The following is a 15,197-nucleotide window of genomic DNA, read 5'->3' on the forward strand; positions in this document are numbered from 1 at the left end:
TTTTGTCACATACGTAGATTATACAGAAAAACAGTAATATACAAATAAGCACCCACTAGGGTGCTTTTATCTTTGAATGCCATGGACTAAGCGGAGCCAAACTTTCTTTTAAGTAGCTCTCGGAAGCGCAAAAGCTTGGTTCCCGTCAGGGATTTTGCGCTGAGAGGCAGTGGCGGATTTTCGCTGGAAAAATCCGACCGCGGTACTTAAAAGGAAGGTTTGGTGGAGCGCCTATTTCTTCTCCGCAATCTCCTTAACCACCCTCTCAACAAAGCCCTCAACCTTCATGGTCCCTTCGTCTCCCTTTTCACGGTCACGTACTGCAACCTCTCCCGCCTTCTTTTCCTTTTCGCCCACTATCAAAAGATAGGGGAGTTTTTTTGTTTCACCATTCCTTATTTTTTTACCAAGCGATTCCGATTCGTCGCAAATATCTGCGCGCACTCCGGCATCCTGTAGTTTTTGCATAATACCTCTTCCATAATCGTTAAACTTATCACTAACTGGTACTACCCATACCTGGTCAGGGGAGAGCCATAAGGGAAATGCGCCCCCGAAGTGTTCTATGAGTATCGCCATAAAGCGCTCATAAGAACCGAGAATTGCTCTGTGTATCATAACAGGAGTTTCCTCTTCTCCTTTTTCGTTTATATACGTAAGTCCAAAACGTTTTGGCATATTGAAGTCCAGTTGTATGGTAGCAAGCTGAGTTTCGCGACCCAAAGAGTCTTTAAACATATAGTCTATTTTAGGTCCGTAAATGGCTGCTTCTCCCTCAATTTTTTTTGCGTCCAGTTTTAACTCCTTTGAAATATCTTCAAGCATACACTCGGCTTTATCCCAGTCCTTGGGTTCTCCTATGTATGCCTCCGGAGTTTGGGGATCCCGCACAGATAATGAAACCCAATGGTCGCCCCACAAGCCAAGTCCTTTGTAAAACTCTTCTATTATCTTACCTATATTTTTTGCCTCCTCTTTAATTTGCTCTACGGTGCAAAAAATATGCCCGTCGTCCACTGTTATTGCGCGCACTCTAGTTAGACCTCCTATTTCTCCGGGCTTTTCATCCCTGTATTGCATTGTGCTTTCTATGTAGCGTATTGGCAGGTCGCGGTAGCTTCTCATTTGCGACGCGTAAATTTGAGTATGGTGCGGGCAGTTAACGGGTTTCATAACAAAATCTTCGTAATGCCCCTTTACCTGTAAAAGCTCATCACCAAATTTATCTGCATGCCCCGATGTTTCATAAAGCACCCTTTTTGCTATATGCGGTATGCTTACCGGCTGGGCTCCGTATTTTTTACTTATATCCGTTACCGCTTTTTGCAACTCATTCCTTATAATGGTGCCTTTTGTTGTAAACAGGGGAAGGCCGGAACCCACAAGGTCAGAGAAGGTGAACAGGTCCAGTTCTTTGCCCAGTTTTCTATGGTCTCTTTTTGCGGCTTCTTCAAGCCACTCCAAGTGTTCTTCAAGTTCTTTTTTAGTTTCAAAAGCAACTCCGTAAATACGAGTGAGCATGTCCTGCGTTTCATCACCACGCCAGTAAGCCCCCGCAACCCGCATTAGTTTAAAAGCATCAGCGGGTAGGTTTTTTGTGCTTTTGACGTGTCCTCCACGGCACAAATCAAGGAATTGGCCTGCCTCGGCTTTAGACGGGTCGCCTGTGTGAACCATACCTACCTTTTTGTCTTCCTTTTCCAGTTCACCTATAAGATCAAGCTTATATTTCGCTCCTTGTTCTTTGAAATATTTTTTCGCTTTTTCCGCGTCCCACTCCTCTTTTTTAAACTCAAGACCCTGAGATATTATTTTTTTCATCTCCTTTTCTATCTTGGCAAGGTCCTTTTCTCCAATCTCCGCATTTCCAAAATCATAGTAAAAACCGTTATCAATAGCCGGTCCTATGCCCAGCTTTGCATCCGGATAAAATTTCAAAACCGCCTGCGCCAATACGTGTGCAAAAGAGTGTCTAATTTGTTCTAAGTTCTGAGGCATGAATTTTCAATTTTAAATTTCAAATTTTAATTTAATTTCTTAATGTTCCAATGTTTTAACCTGCCTGCCGGCAGGCAGGAATTCAGTCATTTAAAATTGTTTTGAAATTTGAAATTTGAAATTTTTTCTTGCTGTATACTAAATACTATATACTAAATACTGCGCGAATTACAATTCTCTTATATTATCGCAAATCAACTTCACCTCGCCATCTCTTGAGTTAAGCTTTCCCTCCGCCAGTATTGGCTTATTTGATTCAATAATATGTCCCTTGCTTTTTGTGAGCTCGGGAAACACCACTGCCTCTATTTTGCCACTTAGGTCTTCAAGTCCGACAAACATCATCGATTTATTGTTCTTAGTTATTATTTTTTTTGTGCTTGTTACTATCGCGCCTATTTGCACTGTGTACATTATATTGTTTGCGATAACACTCGCAATAGGCATCGTTTGCGATAGTTTTTCAGCATGTTCTTCCAAAGGATGGCCCGTTACATAAAAACCAAGTAGTTCTTTTTCCCACTCCAGTTTTTGCTGTTTTGTTGCCTGTTCGCTATTTTTTAAAGTTAGCTTAGATGCCGTTTCTGCTTCGCTTCCCGCAAATAAGTTAAACTGTCCGGAACTCTCGGCCGCCTTATGTTCCCTTGAGTAAAGTAGAAGGTTTTCCATGTTTTCCAGCAACTGGCCGCGCTCTCCAAATTCCTCCGTAGCTCCGGATTTTATGAGATTTTCAAGAGATTTTTTATTTAAATCTTTTGACAGAACTCTTTCCAGAAAATTTTCTAAAGATTCAAATTTGCCGTTAGTGTTTCTCTCTTCAATTATTTCGTGCACTATATTACTTCCCACATTTTTAATGGCCGCCAACCCAAAACGTATGGCATTATCATTTACAACAGTGAAGTTCTCATCACTCTCGTTTAAAGAAGGTGGCAGAATCTCTATTTTCATTCTTTTGGACTCTGTCATTATTACAGCCATTTTATCCATATCTCCGGCCTCCGCCGTAAGAATCGCACACATATAGTCGGTAGGGTAGTTGGCCTTCATGTATGCTGTTTGGTACGCGACACGTCCGTAGCAGGCGGCATGGGCTTTATTGAATCCGTATCCCTGGAATGGCTCAAATAACTCCCATATTTTTTCAGCCTCTTCGCTCGTCATTCCACTGTGCTCCTGGCATCCCTTAACAAATATCTCATGCTGTTTTGCCATCTCTTTTGGTATTTTTTTACCTACCGCTTTTCTAAACTTATCAACGGTCTCCCAGTTGTATCCGGCCAACTCCATAGCGGTAAACAGCAAATCATCCTGATAAACCAAAATACCATAAGACTTTGCAAGAAACTCCTCGGCTTTGGGGTGGAAGTACTGTATAGGACTTTTACCTTGTTTGCGGGCAATATACTCAGGAATGTTGTTCATTGGTCCGGGGCGATAGAGCGCTATCATTGCGTTAATATCATGTATTGTTGTGGGCTCCAGTTCCATAAGATACCTTGTCATACCCGACCCGTTTAACTGAAAAAGTCCTTCTGTTTCACCCCTTGTCAGCATTTCAAAAGTTAGCTTGTCATCAAAGGGAATATCTTCAATATCAATATCAACACCTTTCCTTTTTTTAACCAAATGCACAGCGCTTTCCAGTATCGCCAAGTTGCGAATTCCTAAAAAATCAAATTTTAAAAGGCCAACACCGTCTTCGCCTACTGTATACATATCGTATTGGGTAACATAATCACCACTTCCTTTGGGGTCAAGTTGCAGGGGTACATATTCAACAAGTGGCTTAGGAGATATAACAACACCGGCGGCATGCACCGAAGCATGGCGAACTGTACCTTCAAGTTTTTTTGCTATATCTAACAGTTCTTTGGCATCTGTGTCTTGTTCATAGATATCTTTTAGAGACGGCTCAATCTCAAGTGCGTGTTCTATGGTCATTGGAAATCCCTGTGAGCCCATAGGTATTAACTTGGCAATGCGGTCTCCAAGCTCGTATGGTTTGCCCAACGCGCGCGCTACGTCGCGCACCGCTCCGCGCGCCATCATGGTCCCAAAAGTGCCTATTTGCGCCACGTTTTGTGAGCCGTATTTTTGTTTAGTGTACTCTATTACCTCCTGCCTTCTGTTGTCCGCGAAATCCATATCTATATCGGGAGCTGAGGGGCGGTAAGGGTTTAAGAATCGTTCAAACGGAAGCTGAAAATCTAGCGGGTTAACATTAACAATGCCCGATAAATAGGCAACAAGTGATCCGGCAGCCGAGCCACGCACAGTTGTGTAAATTTCTTTTTCGCGCGCGAATCGCAGAATGTCGGCTACAGCCAAAAAATAAGGAGAATAACTTTTGTCAGATATAATTTTAAGCTCATATTGGCGTCTTTTTTCGACTTCAGGGTCTTTATCCAACCCGCGCTCTTTCGCTCCTGCCAGGGTAAGCTCATCAAGCATTTGGTCTGCTGTTTTTCCGGGTTCAAGTTCAAAGTTCGGAAATATAAATTCCCCGAGAGTAAGTTCTAAGTTACATTGTTCTGCTATCTTTTGTGTATTTTCTATAGCGTCGGGCCATTCTTTAAACTTTTCCTCCATCTCCTCTGGAGTGCATACAGAAAAATCATCATGTTTTAGCGTGAGTCTTTTTTCATCATCTATTGTGTTGCCGGTTTGAATTGCAAGAAGTACGTCGTGCGCGTGTGAGTCCTCTTTGCGATTATAGTGAGAGTCTTGTGTCGCAACAAGAGGCAAGTTAAGTTCGCGGGCAAGTTCTGCTAAAAGGGGAGTAACCTTGTTTTGGTCCGGAGTATTGTAATGCTGTTGTAGCTCTATATAGTAGTCTCCGGAGGCAAAAATATCCGCGTACTCTCGCGCAATTTTTTTTGCATCTTCTTTGTTGTTTTTTAAGAGCGCTTGTGACAGCTCGCCCCCCAGGCATCCGGAAAGACAAATAAGACCCTCGGAATACTTGCGCAGCAGTTCTTTATCTATGCGGGGCTTGTAGTAAAACCCTTTTAAGTTCGCTTCCGTTACCAGCGCTATTAGGTTTTTATATCCCTTTTCATTTTTTGCAAGAAGTATTAAATGATTATAACCTCCCGGATTACCGCCTTGTTTTTCGTGCATGTTATCAACAACATATGCCTCAAACCCTATTATCGGTTTTATATCCCGCCTTTTTGCCTGCTGGTAAAATTCAACAGCGCCGTATAAATTGCCATGGTCTGTAATTGCCACAGAGTCCATGCCATTCTCTTTTATAAAATCCAAAAGCTCTCCTGTTTTAGAGAGCCCATCGAGCAATGAGTAGTGGGTATGAACGTGAAGATGTGTGAATTTTGGTGAGTTCTTTTCGGACATTGCATTCATTTTACACTATTTAATTTCCAATTTCCAACCCGTCCTCCTGGCAAGGTCCGACCTCGCCAAGAGGCGTTAACACGCCAGTCGGTTGGCGTGTTAAAATATATTCATGGCCATTGATTTTAATTACGAAAATAAATTGCGTGAAAAATACGGCTACCCGCCCGCCTCGGCTTCGCCTCGCGATGGCGTGCGTGACCTATGTATAGCAGGGCTGGACGAGGTCGGGCGCGGGCCTTTGGCGGGACCTGTGACTGTAGGCGCTTTTGTGTTTTTAAACAACCCAAAAGGAGGGTTCGACCATCCTTTGGGGTTGTTACGGGATTCAAAATTATTGAGCGCGAAACAAAGAGAAAAATTATACGAATATTTTTGCGAACTTAAAAAAGGGGGGAAAGTGGATTTTGCGACTGCTTCGGTTTTTCCCCGCACAATAGATAAAAAGCACATTCACCACGCTACAGCCTTGGCAATGCAAAGGGCGGTGCAAAAGCTGGACAAAAAACCGGACTACGCTTTGATAGACGGCTTTAGATATCCGGGCAAAATTTTAAAGGAGGTTGAATATTCAACCATGCCAAAAGCGGATAATCTAATACCCTCAGTTGCGGCAGCTTCAATTGTGGCAAAAGTAAAAAGGGACGCGAGTATGGTGCGTTACCATAAAAAATATCCCCAGTACCGCTTTGACTTACATAAGGGTTATGGAACAGAGTTACATTATAAAATGCTCAAAAAGCACGGTCCCAGTCATATACACAGGCAAAGTTTCAGGTTATATTAAGCACAGCACAAAAGGAGGTTATTGCTATGAATACATTTCCAATAGGATTGATAAGACTGCTTTACCACTCTATCATGGCTGTATACTACGCAGCTGTAGGCAATGAGGCCAAAAAAGAAAAACATGACAAAAAAATAGAAGAATTGAAAAAATTATAGCACCTCAGGAACAAAACCCGCAATTTGCGGGTTTTCTTTTTATAGTTTTTTGTTTTTTATAACTTTGGCGAGGAAAGTTTAACAACAGAATATTTGCAAGTTTAGTATATTTAGGACCATAGATGCACAACCTCATCCTTAAAAACTGGAGTTTTTAAGGATGAGGTTGTGAGGAGTTGTTTTATAAGCAGTTGCATAAATGTCATGAATGTAGTAATATGATGCATTAGCACGTGAAAGTCAAAAAAGAAGGAGTGCTGAAATGAAAACAAATAAAGTGTTGCGATTCTTGTTTATTGTTCGGCGGATTTTCTTCGGAAACCGCAGGCGCCTGCGCAAGTTGCGCGCAATAGTTTATGCCGATGACTTTGCCAAGCGCTCGGGTCTTCCCCTCCGCATCGTCGGCGAGCCGCGTTTCACCCGTTTTATCTTCGTTCCCACCATAAGAACGATGACTGTGTATTTTGTAAGGGGGCAGTTTACATTCTCGTCTGCCCAAACAGCTGAGGGGCAGTTTACATTCTCGTCTGCCCAAACCGCTGAGGAAAATCTGGAAGAACTCCGAGAGTTTATTGAAGTCTCCATTCCTCCCATTCCTAGTGTAGAGTACTTAGTGAAGCTCTGGTAGGGGACAATAGAACCTAATTGAAAAACCCGCATTTGCGGGTTTTCCTTATATAATTTTGACTCCGCACCTCATCCTTAAAAACTGGAGTTTTTAAGGATGAGGTGTTATACTGGAAATACTGCAAAAAATAAACTACATCTTATTTGTAAGGCTAAAGCTTTTATATGACTAATAAATTGAAAACCGCAAAACAAATGGAGCGCCATATTAAAGGTATAGCTAATCATTATCGTATTAAAATACTTTTGACAATCGCGGAACATCCAAAGATAACACTTGAAAAAATAGTGGAGATATTAGAGGCCAATGAGAATACAATAGGCGAGCACACAAGGCGTTTGTATGCCGCGGGGCTTATACAAAAGAAGTATCGCGACAAATTTGTAGAACACACCCTTTCACCTTATGGGCAGGTTTTTGCAAAATTTTTAAAACGATTTCAGGAGATGTAAAAAAGTAAATTTTACGAGACAAAATAAGCTTTACCCACCCACCTCATCCTTAAAAACTGGAGTTTTTAAGGATGAGGTGTTATGCCGGAAGTATCGCTTAAAACAAAAAGCGATATCTTTCAGATATCGCTTTAATATTTTGAGAACTACTCGGTGCACAGATGCATGGTTTCTATGTGCAAGTTCTTAAAACCGTCTACCCATCTTACGTGAAAAACATCAGCTTCTCTTTCAATCATTGCTGTGAAGGCCGTAAAAAGATTGTCATAATCATAAACATTTGCTGTGCCCGGCAGGCAGGAACTTTCAGGATTGTTTTCGTTGTATTCTACCTTGGCCAAATTTATGTATCCGTAAGAATTAGCAGGCATATCTTCTGCAGCTACAGTACCCTTAACTAAAGGAACAATGGTAATTTCTGCGGATGCACTTGCTCCGTTATGTTTTTCTCTAAGCGTAAGATTAAATAGTAGGCTCCCCGCTACAAACACTGTAAGCATTGCAAGTATGACGCGTGCATTTTCGCTCATTTTTTTCTCCTTTGTCCAAGATATTTTTGAACGCTACGCGAGCAGCATTCAGAACTTCCTGTATAGTATGATAGATATTTTTTTTGTCAAGCAACATATTGACATCAATATGCTAAAATGCTAATATGCCATATATGAGAACAACAATAAAAATAAATGATAAAATATATAAAGCCGTGAAGCATCAGGCCGCAGAAACAGGCGAGAGCATATCTTCTATTATTGAAGACGCGGTAAAATTCCAGGTGTTGGAGGACCTTGCCGATACTGAAGCGATAAAAAAGCGCGAGAGCGAACCAAAAACTGACTTCAAGCAATTTGTAAACGAACTAAAAGAGGATGGCCTTATTTAAAGTTGAGATCTCTCGTTCGGCCCAAAAAGAGATACGCAAAATACAACCCCCGCATCGCAAGAGGGTTGTTTCAGCTATATTAAAACTCGTAAAAGAACCGCGTCCCGCGGAATGTCAAAAAATAAGAACCTTTGACAACAGTTATCGCATCCGGGTTGGAGATTACAGGGTAGTTTATATAGTGCATGATGATGAAAAGGTTTTAACCATCATAAAAGTCGGACACCGCAGGGATGTTTATAGAAACATAAGCTAAACCTTATTAGTTTGCCTTATTCTTGCATTTTTGATAAAGTTATAGTAAAGTATATAAAAATTGAGCATGGCTCCCCGCACAGCATTTTGCCTGTTGTGGGCAGTGGCACGCTCTCGACAGGAAAGGGCTATTCGCCCCCGTGTGCCACAAGATTTTTACAAACTTTTTAAATAAAATCAAATTTAATTATTTTTTATAGGCAAAATGTGTGCGGGATGCTCATGGTTTGTAAGCTTACGCTTCACCACGGGCTCGCGTTTACTAACAAACCATGGCAGTTCCAAAACAGAGAAAAACCAAATCACGCCAAGGAAACAGAAGATCTCATCATAAGTTGAGTAGAGTTTCTTTGGTTGGGTGTGAAAAGTGCGGACAACTTAAGCTATCTCACAATATTTGCGAGAATTGCGGTACATACAAAGGCAGAGAGTATGTGGATGTTTTGAAGAAAATGACAAGGCGTGAAAAGAAAGCGAAAGAGAAAGAGCTGGAAACACAAGGACAGGAGGCAGCTCCTATGAGTATGGAAGAACTTTCTAAAAAATAAAACGCGCGCCTGCGCGCTTTTAGTGTGTAGTGGGGGGTGTAATTACTACTATCTACTATTCACTATCTACTTTTATAAAATATGGCATCCAGACACTTAGCACGTTCAATTGCAATGCAGACTCTTTTTGAGTGGGATTTTTGGGGTAAAAACGCAGATAAGGTTGAAGAGTTTACCAAGCAGAACATGGAGGAGTTTGGACCCGGACTTGAAGAGGAAAAAGCTTTTATAAAGCGGCTGATAGATGGCGTGTTGGAGCATGTTGATAAAATAGACGCGATAATAGAAAAAACCGCGCCGGAGTGGCCAATAGACCAGATAAACCTTGTAGATAGAAATGTTTTGCGCCTGGGCATATATGAACTGCTTTGGGGACCAAGAAAGGAGGTTCCGCCAAAGGTTGCAATTAACGAAGCTATAGAGTTGGCTAAAAATTACGGAGGAGATAGTTCCGGAAGGTTTATCAACGGAGTTATGGGCACCATATACAGGGAGATAGGGGAGCCGGAAAAAGAGCAGCAGACAAAGGATAAAGAGGAAAAAAGTGAGGATAAGATTGATGATAAAAATAATTCAAAAGATAATAAAGAATAATACGCATTTTACTTCATGAAATTTGAAGCATGTAACATATAATAATAAGCGCGAAAATTATGTTTCATGTTTTATGTTTCATGATTGTGAGCGTTAGCGAGCAAGGATGAAGGATTTCTCAAAATTAGAAGATTCATTAGGAATAAAATTTGATAATAAAGACCTCTTAACACAGGCGTTCATTCATCGCTCTTATTTGAATGAGCATTCAGAAATAGACCTTGACCACAACGAGAGGTTGGAGTTTTTAGGTGACGCTGTTTTAGAGATTGTTGTAACAGAGTTTTTATATTTAAAGTACAGTAATCCGGAAGGAGACCTTACAAGCTGGAGAGCCGCATTGGTAAATAGTAAAATGCTTTCAAAAATTGCGATGGAGTTGGATTTTAATAACTTTATTCTTTTATCAAAAGGCGAACAAAAAGATGTGGGTCGCGCCCGCCAATATATATTAGCTAACGCGATGGAAGCATATATAGGGGCTTTATACCTGGACAAAGGCATTGAAGATTGTGACGAATTTATAAAAAAGCATATTTTAAAAGAACTCCCGGCGATAATAGAAGGCGAGCTTTACCGTGATCCTAAAAGCTTGTTTCAGGAGCTTGCGCAGGAAAAAGTGAGCATCACGCCAACTTATGAGGTTTTAGAAGAGAGTGGTCCGGACCATGACAAAACCTTTGTTGTTGGGGTGTATTTAGACAGGGACCTTATTGCAAAAGGAGAGGGTTCAAGTAAGCAGGAGGCGCAGGAGAGCGCGGCGCAGGAAGCGTTGGATAAAAAAGGATGGAGTAATTGACAGCAAGATTAAATATAATATAATATAATAACCATGTTAAAATTACGATTAAGAAGAATAGGAAGAAAACACGACCCCAGTTTTAGGGTTGTAATTACTGAAGCCACAACACCGCCCAAGGGTAAGTATTTGGAGTCAGTAGGTTTTTATAATGCGCGTCTTAAGCAAATTAGCTTAGACAAGGATAGAATAAAACACTGGTTAAGTGTTGGCGTTCAGCCCACAGACACTGTCCACAACCTCCTTATTAAAGAGGGTGTAATGGAAGGTAAAAAAATAGCTGTTCACTCAAGAAAACTTTCTAAAAAGAAGAAGAAGCAAAGTCCTGAGCCTGCCGAAGGGCAAAGTCCTGAGCCTGCCGAAGGGCAAAGTCCTGAGCTTGCCGAAGGGCAAAGTCCTGAGCCTGCCGAAGGGAAGGTAGCGGAAAAAGAAGAAGAAAAGAAAGAAGAACCAGCTAAGGCAGAAAGCGCGGTAAATGAAGAAGCACAAGAAAGTGACAAGGAGGAGGCTCCAAAAAAAGAAGCGTCCGCAGAGGAAGCTCCTAAAGAGGATGCAAAAGAGGAAGCAGTAGAAAGCGAGAAAAAAGAAGAAACACCTAAAGCAGAAGAGGGGAGCGCACAAGCAGACGAAAGCCCCGCGAAAGATTCAGTGAAAGAAGAGGAGTAACAGGTAGTTTGAAAAACTAATTGGTTGGGGGTTGACATTTTCTTTAAAAAAGAGTAAAATATCAAACAACAATGGCCCGTTCTTCTAAAAAGAATGAGAGCCAAAGGTCGCTTTGGTACTACTAATTAATGAATAAACGAACGTATGGCTAAACAAGCAGATCAAGAATTCCTGGAGTTCGTTGTGAAATCAGTGGTGGACAACCCTGATGATGTAAAAGTAGATCGTGTCGTTGATGAAATGGGTGTTCTACTTACTCTCAAGGTTCACGCTGAGGATATGGCTCAGATTATCGGAAGGCAGGGCTCTACAGCTCGCGCAATCCGAACTCTTTTGAGAATCGTAGGCCTTAAAAACAACGCTCGGGTAAATCTGAAAATAGAAGAGCCTGAAGGTTCCACAAGGGGACAGGGCGAAGCTTCAAAGAGCGTCAACGTAGAAGAAGCAGTTGGCGACCTGGAGTAATTTCAGCAATCAAAACAAAATACCCTCGCTTTTTGCGAGGGTATTTTGTTTTTAAATCAGCATACTATATACTAAAAATATGATTAGATTTGATATTATTACAATTTTTCCCGAGATGTTTGATGGCTATTTTGAAAGCTCTATGCTTAAAAAAGCTCAGGAAAACAAAAAAGTAGAAATATATGTGCATAATTTGCGCGATTACGCGAAAGATAAGCACAAGACCACTGATGATGCCGCATATGGGGGAATAAGCGGCATGGTGATGAAAGTTGAGCCCATATATAAAGCTGTTCAAGATATAAAGAAAAAAAGCAGAAAACGCAAAAAGAAGGTTATATTGCTTTCGGCAAAAGGGGAAGTACTAACACAAAAAAAGGTAGAGAAATTGGGCAATCTTAATCATATAATTCTTATAGCGGGTCACTATAAAGGAGTTGATGAAAGAGTGGCTAAATACGTAGCGGACGAGGAGCTTTCAATAGGCGAGTTTGTACTAACCGGAGGGGAGTTGCCCGCAATGGTTGTTGTAGATGCCGTTAGCCGTATGGTGCCGGGGGTTTTAGGAGACGAGGCTTCAAAAGAAGGCGAGTCTTATTCACAAGGAGTTAAACATGAGCACCCGGTGTATACAAGACCTTCGGTGTTTAGCCCTAAAAAAGGAACAGAATGGAAGGTCCCTGAAGTGCTTTTGGAGGGTAATCATAAAAAAATAGAAGAGTGGCGGGATAGCAAAAGAAAGTAGCGCGTAGTATCGCGTGTATTAGCGTAGAGGGCTTGACACCCACACCAACCTGCACTATTTTTTTGACAGCGTATTACTTCTAAGTTTAAACATGATAAACATAAGCTCAAGTTAGAAAATTTACAGTAGAAGTAAACATGGATTGCAAGTTGGTGTGGGGGTTGACTCTAAAAAATATTCATATATACTGTATAAGTATGTGCACATTTACAATCTAATAGTTAAGTAAGCTTTGAGTTTTTTAATTCAAAGCTAATTCCAAATATTTTTCATCGCAGCTATTTAATTTACTTTCTTTTCGCATTTTTGCGGAGAGTACAATGTTTAATAGTTGCTTCGAATCTCGTGTTTATCTTGAGAGTTTGATCCTGGCTCAGGGTGAATGCTGGCGACGTGGATAAGGCATGCAAGTCGAGCGCCCCTTCACTTGGTGATCTGATGTAATCTTTAAAGTAGTATTTTCTACAGAGATTTGTTCGGATATCCAAGTGAGGGGGAGCGGCAAACGGGTTAGTAACACGTAGGTAAGTTACCCCATACACAGGGATAAGCCACCGAAAGGTGGTCTAATACCTGATAGTACCGAAAGGTTAAAGATTTATCGGTATGGGAGGCGCCTGCGTCCTATCAGCTTGTTGGTGAGGTAACGGCCCACCAAGGCTATGACGGGTAGGGGGTGTGAGAGCATGACCCCCAACACCGGAACTGAGACACTGTCCGGACACCTACGGGTGGCTGCAGTCGAGAATCTTCCGCAATGGGCGAAAGCCTGACGGAGCGACGTCGCGTGAAGGAAGAAGGCCTTCGGGTTGTAAACTTCTTTTATATGGGAAGAAAACTTCGGTTTGACTGTACCATATGAATAAGGGGCTGCTAATCACGTGCCAGCAGCAGCGGTAATACGTGAGCCCCAAGCATTACCCGGAATTATTGGGCGTAAAGGGTCCGTAGGGGGCTGTATTAGTCTTGTGTTAAATACCGTGGCTCAACCACGGTGCTGCGCAGGAAACGGTACAGCTAGAGGGTGTGAGAGGTTGGCGGAACGCACGGTGTAGGGGTGAAATCCGTTGATATCGTGCGGAACATCAAAGGCGAAGGCAGCCAACTGGCGCAACCCTGACCCTGAGGGACGAAAGCGTGGGTAGCGAACCGGATTAGATACCCGGGTAGTCCACGCCGTAAACGTTGGATACTAGCTGTTTGAAGTGTCGACCCTTCAAGTGGCGAAGCTAACGCGTTAAGTATCCCGCCTGGGAAGTACGGCCGCAAGGCTAAAACTCAAAGGAATAGACGGGGGCTCGCACAAGCGGTGGAGCATGCGGTTTAATTCGACGATAAGCGAGGAACCTTACCAGGGCTTGACATCCAGACGAAAGTTTCCCGAAAGGGAAACCTCCATTTATGGCGGCTGGACAGGTGCTGCATGGCTGTCGTCAGTTTGTGCCGTGAGGCGCTCTCTTAAGTGAGGTAACAAACGCAACCCCTGCCCTGTGTTATACGTGTCACAGGGGACTGCCGCGCACAACGCGGAGGAAGGTGGGGACGACGCCAAGTCAGCATGGCCCTTTGACGCCCTGGGCTACACGCATGCTACAATGGCCGGTACAATGAGTTGCCAAGTCGCAAGACGGAGCTAATCTCATCAAAACCGGTCCCAGTTCGGATTGGGGTCTGCAATTCGACCCCATGAAGTCGGAATCGCTAGTAATCGCGGATCAGCCACGCCGCGGTGAATACGTTCTCGAGCCTTGTACTCACCGCCCGTCAAGTCAGCGGAGTCGGCAGTGCCCGAAGTCTCTCGCAATTCTGTGAGGGCCCAAGGCAAGGTCGGTAACGAGGATTAAGTCGTAACAAGGCAGCCGTAGCGGAAGCTGCGGCTGGAACTATATTTTAGTTTTATTCCCTTAAAGAATAAAACGGTGGTCGGTGGAATTTGAAGCGAGAGGGCAGAACTCAAACTAGAATCAATTTAGCGGAGACAATTTTGCTCATACTCAAGGCGTTGAGGAGCGAGTTGATGCCGGAGGCATCATGAGCGACGAACAACACAGAGTATGAGCAAAATTGACCCGCCCTTCGGGAAATTAAAAAATACACCATATGCTTTGTCATTACTCCTAGAAGTAGATTACTACTCCTTCGTCGTAATTTCGTGCATATGATATATTTTTTAGTTTCTAAATTGGATTCTAGTTTGAGTTCTGCCCTCTAAAGGAATTCTTTCTTCAAATTCCTGGTGCGGTATGTCGCCTAAAGCATATCTGCTGATAGGTAAGCTATCTGAGGGCAGTAATCTGCCAGATACACGAGTATTCGGAGCAACTATTAGATATTGTAAAAATAAAAACACCTTTTAAAGGTGTTTTTATTTTTATTTCTTGTGGTGGACCCGACAGGACTCCGGGCTTTGCCCTAGAACCCTCGCCGCTTCGCGACTCTTTGAAACCCCTCGGTTTCAACGCTATGCACCTAAAGGCGCAAAACGACATCCGCCACGGGAAAACAAGTGTTTTCCCGACCCCTTTCCTCAGGTTCGAGCTCTGTCCAAGAATTAAAAAACAGCTTTAAAAGCTGTTTTTTAATTCTTGTGGACCCGACAGGACTCGAACCTGCCACCTACGCAGTGTTCCGATAACAGGCGTGGTGTTTGTTTGAAAAAGTCAGAACCCATTTCGAGCAGAATCCGTAGCTTCGCACGCGCGGAGCGCGTGGTGGCTTGAAACTGCATTGTACGCTCTGATTGCGCCTCGGACTCGCGCGGGCAAAACCCAAAAATTTTCCTTCCTTTCTGATTTAATTCGGCGGGGGGTGTGGGGGGAGCCGACAAAAAATGGAAAGGAAATTTTTGGTTTTGCTTCGCCA

The 15,197-nt window shown here is 42.7% G+C and carries 16 protein-coding genes and 1 rRNA gene; 13 read left to right on the plus strand and 4 right to left on the minus strand.

The window, feature by feature from the left end; genetic code table 11:
- Positions 1-231 precede the first annotated feature (231 nt).
- Positions 232-1,998 (minus strand): threonine--tRNA ligase, encoded by a 1,767-nt coding sequence (gene thrS, locus WDZ40_03295; GenBank protein ID MEX0877858.1) that lies wholly within the window; start codon positions 1,996-1,998, stop codon positions 232-234.
- 168 nt (positions 1,999-2,166) lie between these two features.
- Positions 2,167-5,355 (minus strand): DNA polymerase III subunit alpha, encoded by a 3,189-nt coding sequence (gene dnaE / locus WDZ40_03300; protein MEX0877859.1) that lies wholly within the window; start codon positions 5,353-5,355, stop codon positions 2,167-2,169.
- 112 nt (positions 5,356-5,467) lie between these two features.
- Between dnaE and WDZ40_03305 the strand changes: the two genes are divergently transcribed.
- From WDZ40_03305 to WDZ40_03320, 4 genes are all read left to right on the plus strand, one after another.
- Positions 5,468-6,142, plus strand: a complete 675-nt coding sequence (locus tag WDZ40_03305) for a ribonuclease HII (protein MEX0877860.1) — start codon at positions 5,468-5,470, stop codon at positions 6,140-6,142.
- Between the two features lie 26 nt (positions 6,143-6,168).
- A complete protein-coding gene (locus WDZ40_03310; protein ID MEX0877861.1) occupies positions 6,169-6,300 on the plus strand; it encodes a hypothetical protein in 132 nt (43 codons plus the stop codon).
- Between the two features lie 262 nt (positions 6,301-6,562).
- Positions 6,563-6,928, plus strand: coding sequence for a hypothetical protein (locus WDZ40_03315; protein MEX0877862.1), 366 nt, complete (start codon positions 6,563-6,565; stop codon positions 6,926-6,928).
- A gap of 164 nt (positions 6,929-7,092) precedes the next feature.
- Positions 7,093-7,380, plus strand: coding sequence for a winged helix-turn-helix domain-containing protein (locus tag WDZ40_03320; GenBank protein ID MEX0877863.1), 288 nt, complete (start codon positions 7,093-7,095; stop codon positions 7,378-7,380).
- A 146-nt stretch (positions 7,381-7,526) separates the two neighbouring features.
- On the opposite strand, the gene WDZ40_03325 is transcribed toward WDZ40_03320, so the two are convergent.
- Positions 7,527-7,910 carry a hypothetical protein gene (locus tag WDZ40_03325; protein ID MEX0877864.1) on the minus strand — a complete coding sequence of 128 codons (384 nt, stop codon included), beginning with the start codon at positions 7,908-7,910 and terminating at the stop codon, positions 7,527-7,529.
- Positions 7,911-8,035: 125 nt separating this feature from the next.
- Here WDZ40_03325 and WDZ40_03330 point away from each other — a divergent pair, with 125 nt between their 5' ends.
- From WDZ40_03330 to WDZ40_03370, 9 genes are all read left to right on the plus strand, one after another.
- Positions 8,036-8,263, plus strand: a complete 228-nt coding sequence (locus WDZ40_03330) for a ribbon-helix-helix domain-containing protein (protein MEX0877865.1) — start codon at positions 8,036-8,038, stop codon at positions 8,261-8,263.
- On the plus strand, positions 8,250-8,519 hold the full coding sequence (locus WDZ40_03335) for a type II toxin-antitoxin system RelE/ParE family toxin (protein MEX0877866.1): 270 nt from the start codon (positions 8,250-8,252) through the stop codon (positions 8,517-8,519). Before WDZ40_03330 ends, WDZ40_03335 begins: the two co-directional genes overlap by 14 nt.
- Before the next feature lie 271 nt (positions 8,520-8,790).
- Positions 8,791-9,066, plus strand: coding sequence for a 50S ribosomal protein L32 (gene rpmF, locus WDZ40_03340; protein ID MEX0877867.1), 276 nt, complete (start codon positions 8,791-8,793; stop codon positions 9,064-9,066).
- An 81-nt stretch (positions 9,067-9,147) separates the two neighbouring features.
- Positions 9,148-9,660 carry a transcription antitermination factor NusB gene (gene nusB, locus WDZ40_03345; protein ID MEX0877868.1) on the plus strand — a complete coding sequence of 171 codons (513 nt, stop codon included), beginning with the start codon at positions 9,148-9,150 and terminating at the stop codon, positions 9,658-9,660.
- Between the two features lie 106 nt (positions 9,661-9,766).
- A complete protein-coding gene (gene rnc, locus WDZ40_03350; GenBank protein MEX0877869.1) occupies positions 9,767-10,459 on the plus strand; it encodes a ribonuclease III in 693 nt (230 codons plus the stop codon).
- A 33-nt stretch (positions 10,460-10,492) separates the two neighbouring features.
- Positions 10,493-11,125, plus strand: a complete 633-nt coding sequence (gene rpsP / locus WDZ40_03355; GenBank protein ID MEX0877870.1) for a 30S ribosomal protein S16 — start codon at positions 10,493-10,495, stop codon at positions 11,123-11,125.
- A 144-nt stretch (positions 11,126-11,269) separates the two neighbouring features.
- Positions 11,270-11,590, plus strand: coding sequence for a KH domain-containing protein (locus WDZ40_03360; protein MEX0877871.1), 321 nt, complete (start codon positions 11,270-11,272; stop codon positions 11,588-11,590).
- Positions 11,591-11,669: 79 nt separating this feature from the next.
- On the plus strand, positions 11,670-12,335 hold the full coding sequence (gene trmD / locus WDZ40_03365) for a tRNA (guanosine(37)-N1)-methyltransferase TrmD (GenBank protein MEX0877872.1): 666 nt from the start codon (positions 11,670-11,672) through the stop codon (positions 12,333-12,335).
- 350 nt (positions 12,336-12,685) lie between these two features.
- Positions 12,686-14,228 (plus strand): 16S ribosomal RNA (locus tag WDZ40_03370).
- A gap of 685 nt (positions 14,229-14,913) precedes the next feature.
- Here WDZ40_03370 and WDZ40_03375 read toward each other — a convergent pair.
- A partial coding sequence (locus tag WDZ40_03375; protein MEX0877873.1) for a hypothetical protein occupies positions 14,914-15,197 on the minus strand: 284 nt, incomplete at its 5' end.

The organism is Candidatus Spechtbacterales bacterium (genome assembly GCA_040879145.1).
GTDB lineage: Bacteria > Patescibacteriota > Minisyncoccia > Spechtbacterales > 2-12-FULL-38-22 > JAWVZY01.

Coding starts and splice junctions, on each gene's coding strand:
- thrS (MEX0877858.1), bottom strand. CDS start 1,998: ATGCCTCAGAACTTAGAACAAATTAGACACTCTTTTGCACACGTATTG.
- dnaE (MEX0877859.1), bottom strand. CDS start 5,355: ATGTCCGAAAAGAACTCACCAAAATTCACACATCTTCACGTTCATACC.
- WDZ40_03305 (MEX0877860.1), top strand. CDS start 5,468: ATGGCCATTGATTTTAATTACGAAAATAAATTGCGTGAAAAATACGGC.
- WDZ40_03310 (MEX0877861.1), top strand. CDS start 6,169: ATGAATACATTTCCAATAGGATTGATAAGACTGCTTTACCACTCTATC.
- WDZ40_03315 (MEX0877862.1), top strand. CDS start 6,563: ATGAAAACAAATAAAGTGTTGCGATTCTTGTTTATTGTTCGGCGGATT.
- WDZ40_03320 (MEX0877863.1), top strand. CDS start 7,093: ATGACTAATAAATTGAAAACCGCAAAACAAATGGAGCGCCATATTAAA.
- WDZ40_03325 (MEX0877864.1), bottom strand. CDS start 7,910: ATGAGCGAAAATGCACGCGTCATACTTGCAATGCTTACAGTGTTTGTA.
- WDZ40_03330 (MEX0877865.1), top strand. CDS start 8,036: ATGCCATATATGAGAACAACAATAAAAATAAATGATAAAATATATAAA.
- WDZ40_03335 (MEX0877866.1), top strand. CDS start 8,250: ATGGCCTTATTTAAAGTTGAGATCTCTCGTTCGGCCCAAAAAGAGATA.
- rpmF (MEX0877867.1), top strand. CDS start 8,791: ATGGCAGTTCCAAAACAGAGAAAAACCAAATCACGCCAAGGAAACAGA.
- nusB (MEX0877868.1), top strand. CDS start 9,148: ATGGCATCCAGACACTTAGCACGTTCAATTGCAATGCAGACTCTTTTT.
- rnc (MEX0877869.1), top strand. CDS start 9,767: ATGAAGGATTTCTCAAAATTAGAAGATTCATTAGGAATAAAATTTGAT.
- rpsP (MEX0877870.1), top strand. CDS start 10,493: ATGTTAAAATTACGATTAAGAAGAATAGGAAGAAAACACGACCCCAGT.
- WDZ40_03360 (MEX0877871.1), top strand. CDS start 11,270: ATGGCTAAACAAGCAGATCAAGAATTCCTGGAGTTCGTTGTGAAATCA.
- trmD (MEX0877872.1), top strand. CDS start 11,670: ATGATTAGATTTGATATTATTACAATTTTTCCCGAGATGTTTGATGGC.